We start from the raw sequence: 21,879 nt of genomic DNA on the forward strand, positions 1-21,879 counted from the left end.
GATGGTGCTGGCTTCCGAAAGGGGGGTGGAGCTAGCTCCACCCCCCACGGGATCAGCGGTGGCGCCGGGGCCCCTCGTCCTCGTCGTCGTGCGGGCCGAACAGCTCGTCCGCCAGCGTCGGCAGGTCGTCGAGCGGGGTCTCCTCGGCCCAGTCGGAGCGGCCGCGCGGCCGGCCGTTCTCGTCGAGCTGGGGCAGCTCACGGGTCCGGTCGTTCGCGCCGTCCGACTCCTCCCGCGCGTCGCGGAAGATGCCCTGCGGCACCCGGTCGACGGGGTCGGACGCCCGGGCGCCCCGTACGGGCCGGAGCACGGCGGTCTCCTCGGCGTCCCGTACGGGAGGCAGGACCGCGGTCTCGTCGACGCCGCGCGTCTCCCGGACGCGGGGCAGGGCGGCCGTCTCGGCCTCCGGCTTCGTCATCTTCACGATCGGCGTGGCCACGGTGACCTCGTCGGGCGAGACGGTCGGCGCGTCCGCCGCCGAGCCCTGCGACACGTCCGTCCGCGGGTCGGCCACGCGGCCCACGCGCGGGTCCGAGGCGCCGGCCCGGCCTCCCGTGCCCGTACCCGCGCCGGCCCCACTGCCGCCCGCCCGCGCTTCCGGCTTCACGATCGGCGTCGCGACGGTGACCTCGTTCGCGGACACCGCGGCGGCGCTCGCCGCGCGAGCCGCGTCCTCGGCGGCCCGCTCGGCCGCCGCCGTCTCCGCGGCCTTCGCCGCCTCGGCGCGCTGAGCGGCCGCCTGCTCCGCCGCGGCACGCTCGGCCGCCGCGCGCTCCGCGGCCGCCTTGGCGGCGGCTTCGGCCGCCGCCCGCTGCGCGGCCGCCTTCGCCGCGGCCTCCTCCGCCGCCTTCGCGGAGGCGGCGGCCTCGGCCATCCGGCGGGCCTCCTCGGCCCGGAGCAGGGCCTCCTCCGCCTTGCGCTGCTTCTCCAGGCGGCGTTCCTCCGCCTCGGCCCGCAGCCGGGTCTCCTCCTCGGCCTCCTTGCGGAGTCGTTCCTGCTCCTCCTTGCGGGCCTTCTCCTCGGCCGCGAGACGCTTCCGCTCCTCCTCGGCGGCGGCCTCGGCGGCGAGTCGGGCCTCCTCGGCCTTCCGCCGGGCCTCCTCCGCCTGCCGTTCGGCCTCCAGACGGCGCGCCTCTTCCTCCTCGCGCCGCTTGCGCTCCTCCTCCTCGGCGCGGAGCTTGGCGAGCTGCGCCTGACGCTCGCGTTCGAGACGCTCCTCCTCCGCCTTGCGGGCCGCTTCCTCCTCGGCCTTCCGGCGCGCTTCCTCCTCGGCCTTCCGGCGGGCCTCCTCGACGGCCTTCACCTCGGCCTCGGACAGCGGCAGCATCCGGTCGAGCCGGTGGCGTACGACGGTGGTGACCGCCTCGGGCTCCTGACCGGCGTCGACGACGAGGTAGCGGCTGGGGTCGGCGGCGGCGAGGGCGAGGAAGCCGGCCCGTACGCGCGCGTGGAACTCCGGCGGCTCGGACTCCAGGCGGTCGGGCGCCTCGGTGAAGCGCTCCCGCGCGGTCTCCGGCGAGACGTCGAGGACCACGGTCAGATGGGGGACGAGACCGTCCGTCGCCCAGCGCGAGATCCGGGAGATCTCCGTCGGGGACAGGTCACGGCCCGCTCCCTGGTAGGCCACGGACGAGTCGATGTACCGGTCGGAGAGGACGATCGCGCCCCGCTCCAGGGCGGGCCGGACCAGGGAGTCGACGTGTTCGGCGCGGTCGGCGGCGTACAGCAGGGCTTCGGCGCGGTTCGAGAGCCCCGCCGACGACACGTCGAGGAGGATCGAGCGGAGCCGCTTGCCGATCGGGGTGGCGCCGGGCTCGCGGGTGACGACGACCTCGTGGCCCTTGGCCCGGATCCACTCGGCGAGCGCCTCGACCTGGGTGGACTTGCCGGCGCCGTCGCCGCCCTCCAGGGCGATGAAGAAGCCGGTCGCGGAGGGCGCCTGCGCCGGGTCGGAGCCGCGCAGCGCGTCGCGCAGGTCGCGGCGGAGCGGGACGCCCGCCCGGTCGTCGGTCTTCGCGAGGACGAGCGCGGCGACGGGCAGCAGCAGGGCGCCGACGAGGGCGAGCGTGAAGGCGGCTCCGCCGTGCGCGAGGACCAGGTCGCCGGCGGCGAGACGGTGCGGGCCGATCGCGGCGGCGAGCAGCGGGGCGGCGAGCGCGCCGATGCCCATGCCGACCCGGGCGGTGGCCTGGAGGTGCTCGGTGGTGCGGGCCCTGCGCGGCTCCTCGGTCTCCTGGTCGACGAGGACGTGGCCGGTGTTCGCGGCGACTCCGGCCGCGTATCCGGCGAGGACGGAGAGGAACAGCACGGTCGCCGTGTCCGGGACCAGGCCCATCGCGATCAGGGCGACGCCGGTGACGGCGGTCGCGAGGGCGAGCAGCCGGCGCCGGGACAGCACGGGCAGGACGGAGCCCGCGGTGCGGATGCCGACGGCGGTGGCGCCGCTGAGGGCCAGGATCAGCAGGGCGTACGTGACGGGGCCGCCGCCCAGGTCGTACGCGTGGAGGACGGCGACGGACGCGGCGGCGGCGATGGCGCCGGCGACCGTGGCGCAGGTCAGGACCAGCGGCTGGAAGGCTCCGGTACGGCCCTTCTCGCCGGCCGGCCGGCGCAGGCCCTCAAGCGGCGAACGGGGCCGGGGCGTCTCTCCGCCGGGCAGCGCCATCGCGTACACGACGGTGACGGCGGCGGCGAAGAGCCCGGCGGCGACGTACGAGCCGAGGGCGGCCTGGTGGAACGAGAACCAGTCGATGCCGACGCCGAGCAGGTTGCCGACGAGGGTGGCGACGAACAGCACGGCGGCGGCGGCCGGTACGGCGAGGAAGCCGGTGCGCTGGGAGAGGCGCCGCAGCGCCCCGAGGTGGTCGGGCAGCGGTCGTACGGCCCCGCCCTCGATCGGCGGGGCGGGCAGCAGCGCGGGCGCGGCGCCCTCCCGGCTGACCGTCCAGAGCCGCTCGGCGGCGCCGGTGACGAAGACGGTGCCGAGCAGGTACCAGAGGGCGCTGCCGGGGGTCCAGTCGATCCACAGGGGCGCGACGACGAGCAGCGCGATCCGGACGCCGTCGGCGCCGATCATGGTCCAGCGCCGGTCGAGCGCGCCGCCGGGACCGGTGAGCGCGGTCAGCGGCCCGAGGAGGACGGCCCCGAAGAGGACCGAGGCCAGCAGGCGCGCGCCGACGACGGCGGCCACGGCGAACGCGGCTCCCCGTGCTCCCCCTCCGAGCGCGCCCTCGGCGACGGCGGCCTGGAGGCCGAGGAGGACGAGGACCATGAGGGTGAGCGCGTCACCGGTGCTGCCGGCGAGGTGCGCGCTCCACAACCTGCGCACTGGCTGATGGCGCAACAGGGCGCGTACGGCACGCTCCCTGGAATCCGCGACGAGTGCGGCGTCGGAATCGCCGAGGCGGTCTGGCTGCTCTGCTCGCGTCATCCGTCCACCCTATCCGGACGCCGTTGCTCCCCGCGGCCCCCGCCCGAACATCCGGACGAGCCTGTGACGAAGGGCGGCACGAGCCTGTGACACGGGGCGGGGCGGGCCCGCGGACCGGGGCCTCCGCAGGCGGCGGACCGGGCCTCCGCAGACGGCGGATCGGACCCGCCGCGGGTGGGACGAGGCCATGTCGGGCGGCGGGGCGGGCGCCTGTGACGACGGCGGGGGCGGGGGTCTTCACCCCCGCCCCCGCCGTCTCGCGAGCCGTGCCTACTCGGGCTTCGCCGCCGCCGTCTTCTTGGCTGCGGTCGTCTTCTTCGCCGTCGTCGTCTTCTTCGCCGCGGTCTTCTTGGCGGCCGTGGTCTTGGCGGCGGTGGTCTTCTTCGCCGCCGTCTTCGTGGCCGTCTTCTTCGCCGTGGTCGTCTTCTTCGCCGGGGCCTTCTTGGCGGTCTTCTTCGCCGGTCCCTTGGCCCGCTTCTCCGCGAGCAGCTCGTAACCGCGCTCCGGCGTGATCGTCTCCACGCTGTCGTCGGTCCGCAGGGTGGCGTTGGTCTCGCCGTCCGTCACGTACGGGCCGAAGCGCCCGTCCTTGACGACCACGGGCTTCTCGCTGACGGGGTCGGTGCCCAGCTCCTTCAGCGGCGGCTTGGCCGCGGCCCGGCCCCGCTGCTTCGGCTGGGCGTAGATCGCGAGCGCCTCGTCGAGGGTGATCGTGAAGAGCTGCTCCTCGTCGGTGAGCGACCGCGAGTCCGTGCCCTTCTTCAGGTACGGCCCGTAGCGGCCGTTCTGCGCGGTGATCTCGACGCCCTCGGCGTCGGCGCCGACGACCCTGGGCAGGGACATCAGCCGGAGCGCGTCCTCCAGGGTGACAGTGTCGAGGGACATCGACTTGAAGAGGGAGGCCGTGCGCGGCTTCACCGCGTTCTTGCCGGTCTTCGGGGTGCCCTCGGGCAGGATCTCCGTGACGTACGGGCCGTAGCGGCCGTCCTTCGCGACGATCTGGTTGCCGCTGACCGGGTCGGCGCCCAGCTCGAAGTCGCCGCTCGGCTTGGCGAGCAGCTCCTCGGCGAGCTCGACGGTCAGCTCGTCGGGCGCGAGCTCCTCGGGGACGTCGGCCCGCTGGTGGCCCTCGGCCTCCTTCTCACCGCGCTCGACGTAGGGGCCGTAGCGGCCGACGCGGAGCACGATGCCGTTGCCGACGGGGAAGGAGGAGATCTCGCGGGCGTCGATGGCGCCGAGGTCGGTGACGAGTTCCTTCAGGCCGCCGAGGTGGTCGCCGTCGCCGTTCCCGGCGTCCGCCGCACCACCGGAGGCGCCCGTTCCGGCCTCGCCCTCGCCGAAGTAGAAGCGCTTCAGCCACGGCACGGACTGGGCCTCGCCCCGCGCGATGCGGTCGAGGTCGTCCTCCATCCTCGCGGTGAAGTCGTAGTCGACGAGCCGCCCGAAGTGCTTCTCCAGGAGGTTGACGACGGCGAAGCTCAGGAAGGACGGCACGAGAGCCGTGCCCTTCTTGAAGACGTAGCCGCGGTCGAGGATCGTGCCGATGATCGACGCGTACGTCGACGGCCGGCCGATCTCGCGCTCTTCCAGCTCCTTGACCAGCGAGGCCTCGGTGTAGCGGGCCGGCGGCTTGGTCGCGTGGCCGTCCGCCGTGATCTCGTCGGCGGTCAGCGCGTCGCCCTCGGCGACCTGCGGCAGGCGCCGCTCGCGGTCGTCGAGCTCCGCGTTCGGGTCGTCGGCGCCCTCGACGTAGGCCTTCATGAAGCCGTGGAAGGTGATCGTCTTGCCGGACGCGCTGAACTCGGCGTCCCGGCCGTCGGAGGACCGGCCGCCGATCTTCACGGTGACGGAGTTACCGGTCGCGTCCTTCATCTGGGAGGCGACGGTCCGCTTCCAGATCAGCTCGTACAGCCGGAACTGGTCGCCGGTCAGACCGGTCTCCGCCGGGGTGCGGAAACGATCACCCGAAGGGCGAATCGCCTCGTGCGCCTCCTGCGCGTTCTTGACCTTGCCCGCGTAGACGCGCGGCTTCTCCGGCAGGTAGTCGGCGCCGTACAGCTGCGTGACCTGCGCCCGCGCCGCCGCGACGGCGGTGTCGGACAGGATCGTGGAGTCCGTACGCATGTAGGTGATGAAGCCGTTCTCGTACAGCTTCTGCGCCACCTGCATGGTCGCCTTCGCACCGAAGCCCAGCTTGCGGCTCGCCTCCTGCTGGAGGGTGGTGGTGCGGAAGGGGGCGTACGGGGAGCGGCGGTACGGCTTCGACTCGACCGAGCGCACGGAGAAGGCGGTGTCGGCGAGGGCGGCGGCGAGCGTCCGCGCGTTCGCCTCGTCCAGGTGGAGCACGGCCTCGCTCTTGAGCCGCCCGTCGGCGCCGAAGTCACGACCCTGCGCGACCCGCTTGCCGTCGACCGCCGCGAGGCGCGCGACCAGCTGGGACGGGTCGGACGCGTCACCGGAGCGGCCGGTGCCGAAGGTGCCGGTGAGGTCCCAGTACTCGGCGGAGCGGAAGGCGATGCGCTCGCGCTCCCGCTCGACGACGAGCCGGGTGGCGACGGACTGCACGCGGCCGGCGGACAGCCGCGGCATGACCTTCTTCCACAGGACCGGCGAGACCTCGTAGCCGTAGAGGCGGTCGAGGATGCGGCGGGTCTCCTGGGCGTCGACCATGCGCTGGTTCAGCTCGCGCGGGTTGGCGACGGCCTCGCGGATGGCGTCCTTGGTGATCTCGTGGAAGACCATCCGGTGGACCGGGACCTTGGGCTTGAGGACTTCCTGGAGGTGCCACGCGATGGCTTCGCCCTCGCGGTCCTCATCGGTGGCGAGGTAGAGCTCGTCGGACTCGGCGAGAAGCTCCTTGAGCTTCCTGACCTGCGCCTTCTTGTCGGCGTTGACGACGTAGATGGGCTGGAAGTCGTGCTCGACGTCGACCCCGAGGCGGCGCACCTCGCCGGTGTACTTCTCGGGCACCTCGGCGGCGCCGCTGGGGAGGTCACGGATGTGCCCGACGCTCGCCTCGACCACGTAGCCGGGGCCGAGGTAGCCCTTGATCGTCTTCGCCTTGGCAGGCGACTCGACGATGACGAGTCGGCGGCCGCCGTGTGCGGTCTCGCTGGTCGGGGACAACTTCGCTCTTCTCTCCGGATCGACACTCTCTGGCACGTAGCGCTGGCACGCACGGCAGCGGCACGGACGGTGACGCTCCCGTCGCTGCGGAGTGTGACGGTACAACCCGCCCCCGTGTCAAACGGCGAAAGCCCGCAACGGCCACTCGAACGGTAACCCGAGTTTTGGCATTCCTGCCGCCCGGACTGCCGGTCGGGCGGGGCGGGACGTCGGCGCCGGGGCCCCGGCGAAAGATCACGAAGGTCCGTGAAAGGGCCCGGGAGAAGAGTCAGAGCCTGGCGAAGCACCAGACGCCGAGGACGAGGAAGCCGGCGCCGAAGAGGCTCGTCAGCGCGACGGCGGCACGGGGGGCGACCCCGTACGCGACGGGCTCGCGGTGCAGCGTCCGCACGGTGGTCCACACCAGCAGCGCGCCTCCGAACAGCGTGAACGCCGCCCCCGCGAAAATCGCCGGCCCGCTCTCCATGCCCGTACCCCGTTCCGTCCCCGTGCGATGTTCGTCTCCCGCTGCCGAGGCTGGCACCTCCGGGCATCGGGGGTGCGAATTCCGGGTGAACGACGCGGAGCGTCCCGTACGGTTTCACGAGGATGGCCGGTACTGATCCGCCCTTCGCCGCCGGGCGAGAGGCGGAAGCCGTGGGGGCGGCCGCTCCGACCCGATCGGCACGGCCCGCGACGGCACCCGGTCCTCCGCCCCGGCGGACGGGGAGGAGAACCCGGACAAGGGGCCCGACCAGCAGCATTCCGGCTTCCACGAACGGGCCGGCCGCCACGGGCAGGGTCCGGCCCTGCCCTGCCCCGCCGGCGTCGGCGGGCCGCCCGGCGGCCGGGAAGCGGAACGCGCCTCCCGGCCTTCCGGCGGAGGCTCACTCGGCGGGCAGCAGGAAGCCCTCCTCCACGAGCAGCCGGATCGCCTGCGGGGTGCGGTCCCGCAGTATCACCGGGTCCTCGCCCATCAGCTGGCCGATCGCGTCGAGGATGCGGCCCGCGCTGAGCGTGCCGTCGCACACCCCGGCGAACCCGGCACCGATGTGGTCCACCTTGGTGGCGCGGCGCATGCCCCGGTTCTGCCGGAGCACGACGTGCTCGGGATCCTCCGCGCCCGGGAGCCCGACCTGCTCCTGCACCACCTCCGGCGCGAGCGTGAACCGGTCGGCGAGGAGGGCGGCGTCGTCGCGGGCGCGCAGATAGTCCTGGCGCTCGAAGTGGGCGAGGACGGTGGGCCCGAGGGGCTGCTCGACGGGGTGCGGCCACTCCTCGACGACGATCGACGGCTCGACGGAACCGGAGGCCACCGCCTCGTTCCGCCGGATCGTGATCCAGCCGAAGCCCACCGCGCGCGTCTTGCGGGCCTCGAACTCGTCGAGCCAGGCCTCGTACGCCTGCCGGTACGCGTCCGGGTCACCGCGGTGGTCGCCGCTGTCCCGCAGCCACAGCTCCGCGTACTGGGTGACGTCCTGGACCTCCCGCTGCACGATCCAGGCATCGCAGCCGCGCGGCACCCAGGACCGCAAGCGCTCCTGCCACTCCTCGCCCTCGACGTGCTGCCAGTTGGCGAGGAACTGGGCGTATCCGCCGTCGTTGAGCCGCTCGCCGGCCTCCTGCACGAGCGTGCGGCACAGGTCGTCGCCGCCCATCCCGCCGTCCCGGTAGGTGAGCCGGGCGCCGGGGGAGATCACGAACGGCGGGTTGGAGACGATCAGGTCGTACCTGTCGCCGTCCACCGGCTCGAACAGCGAGCCCGCGAGCAACTCGGCCTCCCGGGCCCCGGAGAGAGCGAGCGTCAGCCGGGTGAAGTCCAGGGCGCGCGGGTTGAGGTCGGTCGCGGTGACCAGGGTGGCGTGCTGGGCGGCGTGCAGCGCCTGGATGCCGGAGCCGGTGCCGAGGTCGAGCGCGGAGGAGACCGGCGTGCGGACGGTGATGCCGGCGAGCGTGGTGGACGCCCCGCCGACCCCGAGGACGACGCCTTCGTCCTTCTTGCCGATGCCTCCGGCTCCGCCGACGGCGCAGCCCAGGTCGGAGACGATGAACCAGTCCTCGCCGTCCGGCCCGCCGTACGGCCGGATGTCGACCGTCGCGGACACGGCGTCGCCCTCGCGGACCACCCAGCCGTCGGCGAGGGCCTCGTCGAGCGGGAGCGCGGCGGCGGCCCGGTCGGGGGCGACGGTCTCCTGGAGCAGGAAGAGCCGGACGAGGGTCTCCAGCGGGGAGTCGCCGCGGGTGGCGCGCAGGGCGGGCACGGTCTCGCTGCGGGCGAGCGCCGCGTAGGCGGGGGCGCCGAGCAGGTCGAGCAGCCCGTCGGCGGTGAAGTCGGCGGCGAGGAGGGCCTCGCGCAGACGGGCGGCGTGCGCGGGCACCGGGAGGCGGGGAGGCAGGCTGGTCGTACTCACCGCTCCATTGTGACCGCCGCCACCGACATCGGGACGGCCGACCCGGCGACGGCCGCCGGATCGGCGGCCATCGGTCGGCGGTCGCCGGTCGTCGGTCGCCGGTCGCCCGTCGTCGGATCGGCGGCCATCGTCCGGCGGTCGGCGGATCGGCGGCCGTCGTTCGGCGGTCGGCGGATCGGCGGCCGTCGTTCGGCGGTCGGCGGATCGGCGGCCGTCGTTCGGCGGTCGGCGGATCGGCGGCCGTCGTTCGGCGGATCGGCGGCCGTCGTTCGGCGGTCGGCGGATCGGCGGCCGTCACGGGCCCGGCCGGGCGGCGGCCCGGCCGATGTCCCGTCCTACTCCGCGCGCTTGGTCGCCGGGGTCGTCTTGGTCGGCTTGGCGGAGGGCTTCTTCGTGGGGTCGGCGTCCGGCCCCTCGTCCGAGCCCGTGGCGGTGGAGCCGGGCTGCGGGGAGGCGGAGCCGGAGGCCTTCGGCGGGACCGAGGCCGTGGGCTTCTGGCAGCCGGGCTGCTTGGCCATCGCCTGGCCCAGCTCGCCTTCCTCCAGCTTGGCCAGGGCGTTCTGGTCCATCTTCTCGATCCTGGTCAGCCCGTCGGCGACGCCCTGGAGACCGTCCGCGAACTTCTGCTGGTTCGTCGGATCCAGCGCGTCGACCTGCTTCTTGAGCCCCTCGTACGCCACCGCGGTGGCGTTCAGCTCCTTGATCGCGTCCTGCTGGATCTTCTGGCCGTTCTCTACGGGCGGGGCTCCGGCGCTCTCGACGGCCTTGGCCAGCGCCCGGTCGGCGTTGGCGATGTCCTGGAACGCCTTCGAGTCAGCTGCCTGGATCTCGGCCGGCTTGCTGTCCGCGGCCGTCGAAATGATGATCTGGTGGGCGTCGGCCCGCTTCTGGATCTGCGGCTTCGCCTGATCGCAGAACGTCTTGGCCCAGTCGCCCACCTTGTCGCCCTCGTCGTCGCTGCAACCGGACAGCGCGAGCACCAGTACCGCGCCGCCGGACAGTGCGGCCGCAAGCTTCTTGTTCACCGGATCGGTCCCTTCCAAGGCTCTCGGCCCCGGAACATACACGCCGAACGGGCTACTTCCACCTTTCGTACGACTGATTCACCCCGTATTGCAACCTTTTGCCCCAAGGGAGACACCCCTCACCCACTCTGGAAGCACGCGGGAATGAGACGGACGCCACGTCAGGAGACCCGGCGTCAGGACATGCTCACCGAACGCCTCTTGGTGACCCGCACGGCGGCGACGACCACGAGCAGCGCGAACCCGGCGACCGCCGTCCTCAGCCCGGCACTGGCGTCGTCCCCGTGGCCGAACCGGACGACCGCCGGCGCGATGAGCAGCGCCACCAGGTTCATGACCTTCAGCAGGGGGTTGATCGCCGGGCCCGCGGTGTCCTTGAACGGATCTCCGACCGTGTCCCCGATGACGGTCGCCTCGTGCGCCTCGCTGCCCTTGCCGCCGTGGTTCCCGTCCTCCACCAGCTTCTTCGCGTTGTCCCAGGCGCCACCGGAGTTGGCGAGGAAGACCGCCATCAACGCGCCCGTGCCGATCGCTCCGGCGAGATACGCGCCGAGGGGCCCGACGCCGAGCGCGAAGCCGACGGCGATCGGGGCCATCACGGCGAGCAGTCCGGGCGTGGCGAGCTCCCGCAGCGCGTCCTTGGTGCAGATGTCGACGACCCGTCCGTACTCCGGCTTCTCGGTGCCGTTCATGATCCCGGGATGCTCGCGGAACTGCCGCCGCACCTCGTACACCACCGATCCCGCCGACCGGGAGACGGCGTTGATCGCGAGCCCCGAGAAGAGGAAGACGACCGCCGAGCCGAGGATCAGACCGAAGAGGTTGTTGGGCTGTGAGATGTCCATCGAGAGCGTCAACTCTCCCGCTCGGGCCCCGACCTCGGCGACCGAGGTCGCGATGGCGTCCCGGTACGAGCCGAAGAGCGCCGCCGCCGCGAGAACGGCAGTGGCGATGGCGATGCCCTTGGTGATGGCCTTCGTCGTGTTGCCGACGGCGTCCAGATCGGTGAGGACCTGGGCTCCCGCGCCCTGGACGTCCCCGGACATCTCCGCGATGCCCTGGGCGTTGTCGGCGACCGGGCCGAAGGTGTCCATGGCGACGATCACCCCGACGGTGGTGAGCAGGCCGGTCCCGGCGAGGGCGACCGCGAACAGCGCCAGCATGATCGAGCCGCCGCCGAGGAGGAACGCCCCGTACACGGTGAGCCCGATCAGGAGGGCCGTGTAGACGGCGGACTCCATGCCGAGGGCCACGCCCGCGAGGACGACGGTCGCGGGGCCGGTGAGCGAGGACTTGCCGATGTCCCTGACCGGCCGCCGGCTCGTCTCCGTGAAGTAGCCGGTGAGCTGCTGGATGAGGGCGGCGAGGACGATGCCGAGGGCGACGGCGACCAGCGCGAGGACCCGGGGATCGCCGGCGTGGTCCCCGATGCCCGGCTCGGTGACGCCCTGGAGGTCGGCGTACGAGGACGGCAGGTACACGAAGGAGGCGACGGCGACCCCGGCCAGCGAGATGACCGCCGAGACGAGGAAGCCGCGGTTGATCGCGCTCATCCCGCCGCGGTCGGCGTGCCGCGGGGAGACCGCGAAGATGCCGATCACGGCCGTGACCACCCCGATCGCCGGCACGATCAGGGGGAACGCCAGGCCGTGGTCGCCGAAGGCCGCCTTGCCGAGGATGAGCGCGGCGACGAGGGTCACGGCGTACGACTCGAAGAGGTCGGCGGCCATGCCCGCGCAGTCGCCGACGTTGTCGCCCACGTTGTCGGCGATCGTGGCCGCGTTGCGCGGGTCGTCCTCCGGGATGCCCTGCTCCACCTTTCCGACGAGGTCGGCGCCGACGTCGGCGGCCTTGGTGAAGATCCCGCCGCCCACGCGCATGAACATGGCGATGAGCGCCGCGCCCAGTCCGAATCCCTCCAGGACCTTGGGCGCGTCGGCGGCGTAGACGAGGACGACACAGGCGACGCCGAGGAGTCCGAGGCCGACCGTGCACATGCCGACGACACCTCCGGTACGGAACGCGATCCGCATGGCCCGGTGCGCGACCTCGGTCAGGCCCCTCTCCGGTTCGCCCGGCGCCGGGGTGGCCTCCCTGGCCGCCGCGGCGACCCTGACGTTGGCCCGTACGGCGAGTCGCATGCCGATGTAGCCGGTGACCGCCGAGAAGAGCGCTCCGACCAGGAAGAACAGGGAGCGACCGACGCGCTGCGACCAGGTGTCGGCGGGCAGCAGCATCAGCAGGAAGAACACGGCGGCCGCGAAGACGGCGACGGTCCGCAGCTGCCGCGCGAGGTAGGCGTTGGCCCCCTCCTGCACGGCCGCGGCGATCTCCCTCATCCTCTCGGTGCCCTCACCCGCGGCGAGCACCTGGCGGACGAGGAGCCGGGCGACGACCAGCGCGGCGAGGGCGACGGCGCCGACGACGACCACGATCGTCCGGTTCCCGCTCGTGAGCACCGCCGCGGCGAGAGAAGTGGCGTACATGGAGACGGATCATAGGGAGACGAACCAGCACATACGGGGACGCTGTAGGACCCCCGCGCGGATGCACCAATCCGGGGGCCCGGGCGTGGCGCGGCTCCGGGGGACGGCGGGCGCGGCGAGGCGCGGCGAGGCGCGGCACGGTGCGCTGCGGTGCGGTGCGGTGCGGTGCGAGATCGCGCGAGGGCACGGGCGGGACGGCGCCGGGCCGGGAGGCCCCGCCGGGGCGCGGGGGCGCCGGGCCGGGAGGCCCCGCCGGGGCGCGGGGGCGCCGGGCCGGGAGGCCCCGGGGCGCGGGGGCGCCGGGCCGGGAGGCCCCGGGGCGCGGGGGCGCCGGGCCGGGAGGCCCCGGGGCGCGGGGGCGGCAACGAGAAGAGGCCCTGCGGGGCAGGGCCTCTTCTCGTACAGCTGTCTGCTTGTCGTGCGTGCACGCGGGTCAGGACAGGATGTCCGCCGCGTTCACGGGCCAGGTCATCCGGATGGTGCCGCCGTCCTCGCCGGCGCTCACCTCGACGTCGTCGACGAGCCCGCGGATCACCGCGAGCCCCATCTCGTCCTCACCGTCCGCGTCGTCGAAGTCCTCGGCCGGAGCCGCGGAGCGCGCGCCGGGGACACCGGCGGCATCGGCCGCCGCCACCCCCGCACCCGGCACCTCGTCGCCGACCTCGATGGAGAACGACTTCTCCTCCTCGGTCAGGACGACCCGGATGGGGGTCGTGACGTCGTTGCTGCGGTGGAGCCCGACCGCACGGGTACAGGCCTCACCCACGGCGAGACGCACCTCGTCGAGGACCGCCTCGTCGACACCGGCCCGGCGCGCCACCGCGGCCGCCACCAGGCGGGCCGTGCGGACGTGCTCGGGCTGAGCGCTGAAGCGGAGTTCAACGGTGGCCATGCGAACCCCCTGGGCTCAGTCGACGGCGTTGACGGCCTCGTCGACCGAGGTGTGGATCGGGAACACCTTGGTGAGACCCGTGATCCGGAAAATCTTGAGAATGCGCTCCTGGTTGCAGACGAGGCGCAGCGAGCCCTCGTGGGCACGGACGCGCTTCAGGCCGCCTACGAGCACGCCGAGTCCGGTGGAGTCGAGGAAGTCCACGCCCTCCATGTCGACGACCAGGTGGTAGCTGCCGTCGTTCACCAACTCGACCAACTGCTCGCGCAGCTTGGGCGCGGTATACACATCAATCTCGCCACCGACCTCGACGACCGTACGGTCGCCACCAGCGCCGGACACATTGCGAGTCGACAGGGACAGGTCCACGGATCCTCCAGCACCTTGCTATCGAACGATCGTCCCCCGGGATCTCCCGGACGGAGTCAGGAAACTGATCGTCAGCCGCGATGGCATTCAATCACTTACCAGCAGCCATGCACGACGCCTTGGAAGCATTGTCCGTCATGGCAGTGACACACTCGGTGCCGATGGCCAAGAATCACCGCCCCAGTCGTCCAGCCGGGGACATGGGCAACCGACCCTCCCCCGGCATGGTCCTCGACCGGCTCTCCTCGGGCGAGAGCCGGGCCGCGCGCATCACTCATACGGAGCACATGCCCGCCCGGGCGGGCCGTCATGCAGTCTGGCCGCACCGCATCCGTCCGGAGGTGATCGCGGCGATCGAGGCGGCCGGGATCGAGCACCCCTGGGCCCATCAGGCGGAGGCGGCCGAGCACGCCCTGGACGGCGAGTCCGTGGTGATCGCCACCGGCACCGCCTCGGGCAAGTCGCTGGCCTATCTCGCCCCCGTCCTCAGCACCCTCCTGGACGGCGCCGAGGCCCCGAACGGGCGCGGCGCCACCACCCTGTACCTGGCCCCCACCAAGGCCCTCGCCGCCGACCAGCGGCGCCGTGTGCGAGAGCTGGCCGCCCCGCTCGGCAACCGGATCCGCCCCGCCGTCTACGACGGCGACACGCCCGTCGAGGAGCGCGAATGGGTCCGCCAGTACGCGAACCACGTGCTGACCAACCCCGACATGCTGCACCGGGGCATACTCCCGTCCCACCCCCGGTGGTCCTCCTTCCTGCGGTCGCTGCGCTACGTCGTGATCGACGAGTGCCACACCTACCGGGGTGTCTTCGGCTCGCACGTCGCCCAGGTGCTGCGGCGACTGCGCCGGATCTGCGCCCGGTACGGCTCCGAACCGGTCTTCCTCCTCGCCTCCGCCACCTCCGCCGAACCCGCCCTGGCCGCCGGCCGCCTCACCGGGCTGCCGGTCACCGAGGTCGCCGACGACGCCTCCCCCCGCGGTGAGCTGGTCTTCGCCCTGTGGGAGCCCCCGCTGACCGAGCTGCACGGCGAGCGCGGCGCGCCCGTGCGCCGCACCGCCACCGCCGAGACCGCGGACCTGCTGACCGACCTGACCCGGCAGGGCGTCCGCTCGGTCGCCTTCGTCCGCTCCCGGCGCGGCGCCGAACTGATCTCGGTCATCGCGCAGGAACGCCTCGCCGAGACCGATCGCTCCCTCGCCCGGCGTGTCGCCGCCTACCGGGGCGGCTACCTGCCCGAGGAGCGCCGGGCCCTGGAGCGGGCCCTGCACTCCGGCGAGCTCCTCGGCCTGGCCGCCACGAGCGCCCTGGAGCTGGGCGTGGACGTCTCCGGCCTGGACGCGGTCCTGATCGCCGGCTATCCGGGCACCCGGGCGTCCCTGTGGCAGCAGGCGGGCCGCGCCGGCCGCTCGGGCGAAGGCTCCCTCGCGATCCTGATCGCCCGCGACGACCCCCTGGACACCTTTCTGGTCCACCACCCGGAGGCGATCTTCGACCAGCCGGTCGAGTCGACCGTCCTGGACCCCGACAACCCCTACGTCCTCGCCCCCCATCTGTGCGCCGCCGCCGCCGAGCTCCCGCTGACCGAGCCGGACCTCGCCCTCTTCGGCCCGGCCGCCCCCGGACTGCTGCCGCAGCTGGAGGGCGCCGGTCTGCTGCGCCGCCGCTCCACCGGCTGGTACTGGACCCGGCGCGAGAGGGCCGCCGACCTCACCGACATCCGGGGCGGCGGCGGCAGCCCCGTCCGGATCGTCGAGGCCGGCACCGGCCGGCTGCTCGGCACCGTGGACGAGGCCGCCTCCCACACCGCCGTCCACGAGGGCGCCGTCCACCTCCACCAGGGCCGCACCTACCTGGTGCGGGAGCTCGACCTCAAGGACTCCGTGGCCCTCGTGGAGGAGGCCGCCCCGCCGTACTCCACCACCGCCCGCGACACCACCTCCATCGCCGTCCTCGACACCGAGACCGAGATCCCCTGGGGGGCCGGCCGTCTCTGCTTCGGCTCCGTCGAGGTCACCAACCAGGTCGTCTCCTTCCTGCGCCGCCGCCTGATCACGGGCGAGGTCCTCGGCGAGACCAAACTCGACCTGCCGCCCCGCACGCTGCGCACCCGGGCCGTCTGGTGGACGGTCACCGAGGACCAGCTCGACGCCGCCCGGATCACCCCGGAGATCCTCGGCGGCGCCCTGCACGCCGCGGAGCACGCCTCCATCGGCATGCTGCCGCTGTTCGCCACCTGCGACCGCTGGGACATCGGCGGCGTCTCCGTACCACTCCACCCCGACACCCTGCTGCCCACCGTCTTCGTGTACGACGGGCATCCCGGCGGCGCGGGTTTCGCCGAGCGCGCCTTCCACACGGCCCGCGCCTGGCTGACGGCCACCCGGGAGGCCATCGCCTCCTGCGAGTGCGAGGCGGGCTGCCCCTCCTGCATCCAGTCCCCGAAGTGCGGCAACGGCAACGATCCGCTGCACAAGCGGGGCGCCGTACGCCTCCTCACCGAGATCCTGCGGGAAGCGCCGGGGAGCCCGGAGGGCCCGCCCGGGACCTGACCTCGGGCCGGTAGGGCCCGGCGGCGACCCGCGCGGTCACCTCCGCGATCTCGCCGCGCAGCGCGCACCGCACCAGCTCGGCGCGCTGCGCGGCGGCCACCCTGGCGGCGACGGCGCACGCCTCGGCCTCACCCCACAGGGCACGGTCGGCGGCGGCGAGGACGGCCAGATCGGCGGCCCCACCGGCCCGGTGCCGGGCCGCCACCGCCTGCCCGAGCGCGAGCACCGCCCCGAACACCACACACAGCGCGCACGCCGCGACCGCCACCCACACGGTCGCCGCACCCCGATCGGACCGCCGGGCGGACGGACGACCGGACGGACGGCCGGTCCGGCGGCCGGCGCAGCGGTCACGCGGGCTGCCGCTCATGCCGCCGACCCGGCCGCCGCCCACGCCTCGGCCGGCTCCCCCGCCTCGGCCCGCAGCGACTCCGGCGGTCACCGCGGAGCACCTGCCTCCGGGCTTTGCGTCTCCGGTCCTTCCGCCTCCACGCCTTCCGGTACCAGGCCCCCGGCTTCCACGCCCCCGGCCTCCGTGCCCCCGCTCTCCACGCCACCGGGCGTCACACCCCCGGTCGCGGCGCCGCCCGGCGCCGCCGTGTCCTCGGCGAGGGCCGCCGCGTCCGCTCTCAGGGTGAGACCCATGCCCCCGGGGCCTGGGGCCGACGCCTCCACCGTGACCCGCCACAGGTCCCCGGAGCGTGTCACCGACACCCGGGCGCCCTCGGGCGCCGCGGACCGTGCGGCCGACTCGGCGGCGGGGGCCGGCTCCGAGCGGGCCGCGGCACGGGCCCCGGCCCGTGCCGCGTCCACGCACCGGATCTGCGCGGCGGCCGCCGCCAGCGCCCAGAGCAGCGTCACCGTGAACAGCGCAAGGACGGGCAACACCATCGCCGCCTCCACAGTCACGAACCCCCGGTCAGAACGGCGCATCGAGGGCCTTCCCGATCACCGACTCCAGCGCGCCCGAGACCGCCCCGCTGGTCACGATCTTGTACAGGACCGCGGCGAACCCCGCCGCGGCGATCGTTCCCACCGCGTACTCGGACGTGGTCATCCCCTCGTCGCGGCGCGCGGCCTCCCGTCGCTCCCGCCACCATCCGCACACCGTCGCCCTGCCTGCCATGCCGACCTCCTCTGATCGTCGTGTCGTGCCGTGTCGTGTCTTGTCGTGTCGCATCTCGTCCTGCCTCGCCGTTCATCCGTCCAGGAGTCCCGTCGCGAGGCCGATCACCACCGGGGCCACCCCCACCGCCAGGAAGGCGGGCAGGAAGCAGAGCCCCACGGGAGCGCTGATCAGTACCTGCGCGCGGCGCGCCCTGGCCTCCGCCGCACGGGTGCCGGCCGATCGCAGCGCCGCCGCGTGCCGGGCGACGGCCTCCGCCGCGGGCGCCCCGGAGGAACCGGCCCGTTCCATGCAGCGGGCCAGCCCCCCGGCACCGGGTATCGCGCCGAACCTCCGCCACACCTCGGCCGGTTCGCCACCGAGCCGAAGCTCGGCCGCCGTGCGGGTCAGCCGCTCGCCGAGCGGACCGCCCAGGGACCGGCCGACGGCTTCCGCCGCCTCGGCGGGGCCCGCTCCGGCCGAGGCACAGGCCGCCAACAGGTCGGCGGCGAGCGGCAGATGGCGTGCCGCCTCCGCCCCGTCGACCGGCGGCGCGGCTCTCCTCGCCGCTCCCCGCCTCACCCCGGCCGCCACCAGCCCACCGGCGAACAGGCCGCCGAGCGCCCCGAACAGCACCCATCCGATGCCGACCGCCACGAGCGGCGCACCCCAGTGCCCCACCCACACCGGCAGCCCCGGCCGGCCCCGCACGGTCCGTGCCGCCGGCACCGGGAGAAGGCTGTCCAACCGTCGCCGCATCCCTCTCGCCCGGCGCTCGCCGACCACCTCCCGGGCGGCCTGCGCACAGCAGACCAGGGCCAGGACCACGAGTCCCGCCAGCTGCAACGCCCCGATCACGCCCGCTCCCCTCCTCGTACGATCCGTCCGGCCCACCACAGCCCGACCGCCTCCAGAGCCCCTCCCACGACGAGGCAGCCCAGGCCCGCCGGCGTGTGCAGCAGCACCCGCAGCGGCTCGGCACCCAGCGCGGCGCCGAGGGCGATCCCGGCCAGCGGAAGCAGCGCGAGCACCGCGACCGTCGCCCAGGCGCCCGCCAGTTCGGCGCGCAGCCGCTCCCGCTGCTCGCGGTGGTCCCGCAGGGCCGCTTCGAGCCGGTCGAGCCCGGCCGCGAGACCGGCGCCACCGTCGACGGCCACCTGCCAGCAGGCCGCCATGCCCGCGAGCCCTTCGGCGCCGTCCTGTCCCGCGGCCTTCCGCAGCGCGTCCGGCACGTCCCCGCCGAAGCGGGCCGCCGCGAGCACCGCCGCCTCCTCACCGCCCAGCGCGTCCGTCTCCCGGGCCGCGAAGGCCAGGGCCTGCGCGGGCTGCCATCCGGCTCTCAGCTCCCCGACGACCGCCCCGCACAAGGCCGCCACCCGCTCGGCCCGCGCCTCACACCCCTTGCGACGCTCGGCCGCCCGCAGCCGCCGCCCCACCAGGGGCACCGCCACCACGCCCGCCACCAGCGGCAGCGGCGACTCCCCGAGCAGCGCGAGGACCCCCGCCACGGGCAGACAGAGCCACGCACGCCGTCCGCGCGCCACCGTCCACCAGCGCGCGACCACCGCCCGCCACGCCTCCCCAGGAGCGTCCGGAACACCTCGCGCACCCGGGCCGCCCCGCACGAGCACGGCCGTCGCCCTGCGCACACCGCGCCGCCGCTCGATCACCCCCCAGAGGGCGAGACCCGCGCAGAGCGCCGCCATCCCGTGGGCCAGGGCCCGTACCGGCACCGGTTCCGCCGTCATCGGGCTCCCCCTCCGATCAGCGACCGCAGCCGCTCCCAGCCCCGGTCCCGCTCGAACCCGGACGCGCCCCACCGCAGCGCGGGAACCGTCCGCACCAGACCGGCCCCGTCCCGCTCCAGGACGTGCACCTCCGCGATCCGCCGCCGCCCGTCCCGGTCACGGGCCAGGTGCAGCACGACCGACAGGCCGGCCCCCAACTGGCTGTGCAGAGCGGCCCGGTCGAGTCCCGCGGCCGTTCCCAGGGCTTCGAGCCGCGCCGGTACGTCCGCCGCGGTGTTGGCGTGGACCGTTCCCGAGCCGCCTTCGTGGCCCGTGTTCAGGGCGGCGAGGAGGTCCACGGCCTCACCTCCCCGGACCTCGCCGACCACCAGCCGGTCGGGCCGCATCCGCAGCGCCTGACGGACCAGATCCCGGAGGGTCACCAGCCCGGCGCCCTCCTGGTTCGCGGGCCGCGCCTCGAGGCGCACCACGTGCGGGTGGTCCGGCCTCAGCTCCGCCGAGTCCTCCGCGAGCACGATCCGCTCCCGCTCCCCCACCAGACCGAGCAGGCTGGCGAGCAGCGTCGTCTTCCCCGTCCCCGTGCCGCCGCTGACCAGGTACGAGACCCGGGCGTCGATCAGGGCGCGCAGGATCGGCGCGCCGCCCGGCGGGACGGTGCCCGCCGCGGCGAGCTCCTCCAGGGTGAAGGCGCGGGGCCGCACCACCCGGAGCGACAGACAGGTCGAGCCGACCGCCACCGGCGGGAGCACGGCGTGCATCCGGGTGCCGTCGGGCAGCCGGGCGTCCACCCACGGGCGGGCGTCGTCGAGCCGGCGTCCGGCCACCGCCGCGAGCCGCTGGGCGAGCCTGCGCACGGCCGCGGCGTCGGGAAAGGCCACCGGGGCCCGTTCGAGTCCGGCGCCGCGGTCCACCCACACCCGGTCGGGGGCCGAGACCAGGACGTCGGTGACGGCCTGGTCGGCGAGCAGCGGTTCGAGAGGGCCGGTGCCGATGAGCTCGCACCGCAACTCCTCGGCCGCGCCGAGCACTTCCGTGTCACCGAGCAGCCGCCCCTGGGCCCGTAGGGCCGCCGCGACCCGCGCCGGGGTGGGCTCGGACCCGCTGGCAGCGAGGCGCTGCCGTACGGCGTCGAGCAGCCCCGCTCCGCCGGCCGCGCCTCCCGCCCCGGTCATGCCGCGGCTCCGGGGCCGAGGGCGCACGCCCAGAAGGCGTCGCAGAACCGGCCGAGCGGCCCGCGGGGCTCGGCGCCCGGCGGAACGCCCGCGTCCTGGTCGGCCACGATCCCCGGGTCGTAGGGGAGTTCACCGGCGAGCGGCAGCCGCAGCGCGTCGGCGACCCACAGCTCGTCGAGCCCCGCCGCGTAGGGTCCGCGGACCACCGCCCGCAGGTCGCGCACGCTCATGGAGAGCGTCGAGGCCACCCGGTGGGCCGCCGCGACGGCCCTCAACTCACCGGGGACGACGAGCAGTCCGAGGTCGAGCTGAGCATGGGCCTCGCTGGCCGAGGCGTCGGCTCCGCGCGGCAGGTCGACCACCACGACTCCGCCGCCCCGGCGCGCCGCGGCGAGCACGGACCGGACGGCTTCGGGCGGCACCGGCGCCGCGGGCTCCCTGCCCCAGCTGAGCACCCGGACGCCCCGCACGGACGGCAGGGACTCCTCCAGGGCGCCACCGGCGAGGCGGCCCTTCGACGCGGTGAAGTCGGGCCACCGTCTGCCCTCCTCGCGCTCACCGCCGAGCAACACGTCGAGTCCCCCACCGAGCGGGTCGCCGTCGACGAGCAGGGTCCGCCGCCCGGTCCGCGCGGCGGCGAGGGCGAGCCCGCAGGCCAGGGTGGAGGCGCCCGCGCCTCCCCGCCCGCCGACGACGCCCACGGTCAGCGCCTGCCGGCCCACGCCCTCGGCCGCGTCGGCGATGCGGTCGACGAGGAGACCTTCGGCGTCCGGCAGCCGCAGCACGCATTCCGCGCCGATCTCCACGGCGAGCCGCCACACTCCCGGGTCGTCCCGGTCGCGGCCGACGAGGACGGTCCCGGGGCGGCGTGCCGCTCCACGGCAGTGGGCCGCGGCGTCGTCGCCGACCAGGACGAGCGGTGGGTCGGTCCAGCTCGCCCGCCGCTCCGGCACCCGATGGTGCACCTCGGGCTCGACCCCGGCCGCGGCGCACAGCCGGAGGAGGTCGTCGAGCAGCCCGAGGTCCTCCGTGACGATGAGCGGACCCGTCCGGCGCGGCTCGTCGGCGCCCGGCGCCTCCGGCGCGCTCGGCGGCGAAGTCCGCGCCCCCCTGCCGGTCCCGGAAGTCCTGGTGGTGTCCATCCGCACGCCCCTCTCGTGATTCCTGCCGTTCGCGAACTTCGCGACAGGAATCACCGTGGGGCCGTGCCGAGAATCATGGGGATCGTGCCGAAAAACTGGGGATATCCGAAGGCCTGTGAATAACTTCGTCACCCGTCCCGGGACTGCCCGGAACGCAGCCTGCCGGTTACCGTGAGTGAGGAAACAGGGGTCCGATCGGGCATTCGCCGAATCACGGCCGACCGGCCGGAAGGAAGGGAGCAGACGATGGTCCACAGCGCCGAAACGGCTCCGGACATGCGACGACCCCCGCCGGGGGGGAGAGCGGGGGTCGTCTTTCCGGCCGACTCGGGGGGGGAGGAGCCGGGCCGGGTTAGCACGGTCGCGAACGATCCGTGACTTCCATGGTGTACCCGAGAGCCTTCTCAGGCAAACCCACGCGCCCCAGCGTACGCCGAAT

The 21,879-nt window shown here is 74.4% G+C and carries 17 protein-coding genes; 1 reads left to right on the top strand and 16 read right to left on the bottom strand.

The genetic code is table 11. The features are described from left to right. Positions 1 to 52 precede the first annotated feature (52 nt). From tmk to AMK29_RS10730, 9 genes are all read right to left on the bottom strand, one after another. A complete protein-coding gene (tmk, locus tag AMK29_RS10695) occupies positions 53 to 3,430 on the bottom strand; it encodes a dTMP kinase (RefSeq protein WP_073811059.1) in 3,378 nt (1,125 codons plus the stop codon). A 270-nt stretch (positions 3,431 to 3,700) separates the two neighbouring features. Continuing rightward, positions 3,701 to 6,556 carry a type I DNA topoisomerase gene (gene topA, locus AMK29_RS10700; RefSeq protein WP_073811061.1) on the bottom strand — a complete coding sequence of 952 codons (2,856 nt, stop codon included), beginning with the start codon at positions 6,554 to 6,556 and terminating at the stop codon, positions 3,701 to 3,703. Between the two features lie 268 nt (positions 6,557 to 6,824). Further along, entirely contained in the window at positions 6,825 to 7,022 is a 198-nt protein-coding gene (locus AMK29_RS10705; RefSeq protein WP_073811063.1) for a hypothetical protein, read from the bottom strand. 400 nt (positions 7,023 to 7,422) lie between these two features. Next, entirely contained in the window at positions 7,423 to 8,946 is a 1,524-nt protein-coding gene (locus tag AMK29_RS10710; protein WP_073811066.1) for a DUF7059 domain-containing protein, read from the bottom strand. After that, positions 8,943 to 9,074, bottom strand: a complete 132-nt coding sequence (locus tag AMK29_RS37620; protein WP_274535632.1) for a hypothetical protein — start codon at positions 9,072 to 9,074, stop codon at positions 8,943 to 8,945. The genes AMK29_RS10710 and AMK29_RS37620 overlap by 4 nt, the downstream gene beginning before the upstream one ends. Before the next feature lie 207 nt (positions 9,075 to 9,281). Then, positions 9,282 to 9,971 (bottom strand): small secreted protein, encoded by a 690-nt coding sequence (locus tag AMK29_RS10715; protein ID WP_079196831.1) that lies wholly within the window; start codon positions 9,969 to 9,971, stop codon positions 9,282 to 9,284. A 176-nt stretch (positions 9,972 to 10,147) separates the two neighbouring features. Then, positions 10,148 to 12,457, bottom strand: a complete 2,310-nt coding sequence (locus AMK29_RS10720) for a sodium-translocating pyrophosphatase (RefSeq protein WP_073811072.1) — start codon at positions 12,455 to 12,457, stop codon at positions 10,148 to 10,150. Between the two features lie 433 nt (positions 12,458 to 12,890). After that, on the bottom strand, positions 12,891 to 13,349 hold the full coding sequence (locus AMK29_RS10725) for an ATP-binding protein (RefSeq protein ID WP_073811074.1): 459 nt from the start codon (positions 13,347 to 13,349) through the stop codon (positions 12,891 to 12,893). A gap of 15 nt (positions 13,350 to 13,364) precedes the next feature. After that, positions 13,365 to 13,718 (bottom strand): STAS domain-containing protein, encoded by a 354-nt coding sequence (locus tag AMK29_RS10730; protein ID WP_015034520.1) that lies wholly within the window; start codon positions 13,716 to 13,718, stop codon positions 13,365 to 13,367. 80 nt (positions 13,719 to 13,798) lie between these two features. On the opposite strand from AMK29_RS10730, the gene AMK29_RS10735 reads away from it, so the two are divergent. Beyond that, entirely contained in the window at positions 13,799 to 16,273 is a 2,475-nt protein-coding gene (locus tag AMK29_RS10735; RefSeq protein WP_073811077.1) for a DEAD/DEAH box helicase, read from the top strand. Here AMK29_RS10735 and AMK29_RS10740 read toward each other — a convergent pair. The 7 genes from AMK29_RS10740 to ssd form a co-directional block, all read right to left on the bottom strand. Beyond that, positions 16,218 to 16,547 (bottom strand): Rv3654c family TadE-like protein, encoded by a 330-nt coding sequence (locus tag AMK29_RS10740; protein WP_073812126.1) that lies wholly within the window; start codon positions 16,545 to 16,547, stop codon positions 16,218 to 16,220. The two genes, AMK29_RS10735 and AMK29_RS10740, sit on opposite strands and share 56 nt — an antisense overlap. A 164-nt stretch (positions 16,548 to 16,711) precedes the next feature. Further along, complete coding sequence (locus AMK29_RS35010; protein ID WP_079196862.1) at positions 16,712 to 17,164, bottom strand: TadE family type IV pilus minor pilin; 453 nt, start codon at positions 17,162 to 17,164, stop codon at positions 16,712 to 16,714. A 28-nt stretch (positions 17,165 to 17,192) separates the two neighbouring features. Beyond that, positions 17,193 to 17,399 (bottom strand): DUF4244 domain-containing protein, encoded by a 207-nt coding sequence (locus AMK29_RS10750; protein WP_079196832.1) that lies wholly within the window; start codon positions 17,397 to 17,399, stop codon positions 17,193 to 17,195. Positions 17,400 to 17,471: 72 nt separating this feature from the next. Beyond that, entirely contained in the window at positions 17,472 to 18,233 is a 762-nt protein-coding gene (locus AMK29_RS10755) for a type II secretion system F family protein (RefSeq protein WP_073812128.1), read from the bottom strand. Next, positions 18,233 to 19,126 (bottom strand): type II secretion system F family protein, encoded by an 894-nt coding sequence (locus AMK29_RS10760; RefSeq protein WP_073811083.1) that lies wholly within the window; start codon positions 19,124 to 19,126, stop codon positions 18,233 to 18,235. Before AMK29_RS10760 ends, AMK29_RS10755 begins: the two co-directional genes overlap by 1 nt. Next, entirely contained in the window at positions 19,123 to 20,298 is a 1,176-nt protein-coding gene (locus AMK29_RS10765; protein ID WP_073811086.1) for a TadA family conjugal transfer-associated ATPase, read from the bottom strand. Before AMK29_RS10765 ends, AMK29_RS10760 begins: the two co-directional genes overlap by 4 nt. Next, the gene (gene ssd, locus AMK29_RS10770) at positions 20,295 to 21,440 is read right to left on the bottom strand and encodes a septum site-determining protein Ssd (protein ID WP_241845275.1); all 1,146 of its coding nucleotides are present in this window, start codon (positions 21,438 to 21,440) and stop codon (positions 20,295 to 20,297) included. Before ssd ends, AMK29_RS10765 begins: the two co-directional genes overlap by 4 nt. Between the last annotated feature and the right edge of the window lie 439 nt (positions 21,441 to 21,879).

Origin of the sequence: Streptomyces sp. CB02261 (genome assembly GCF_001905665.1) — a bacterium.
GTDB lineage: Bacteria > Actinomycetota > Actinomycetes > Streptomycetales > Streptomycetaceae > Streptomyces.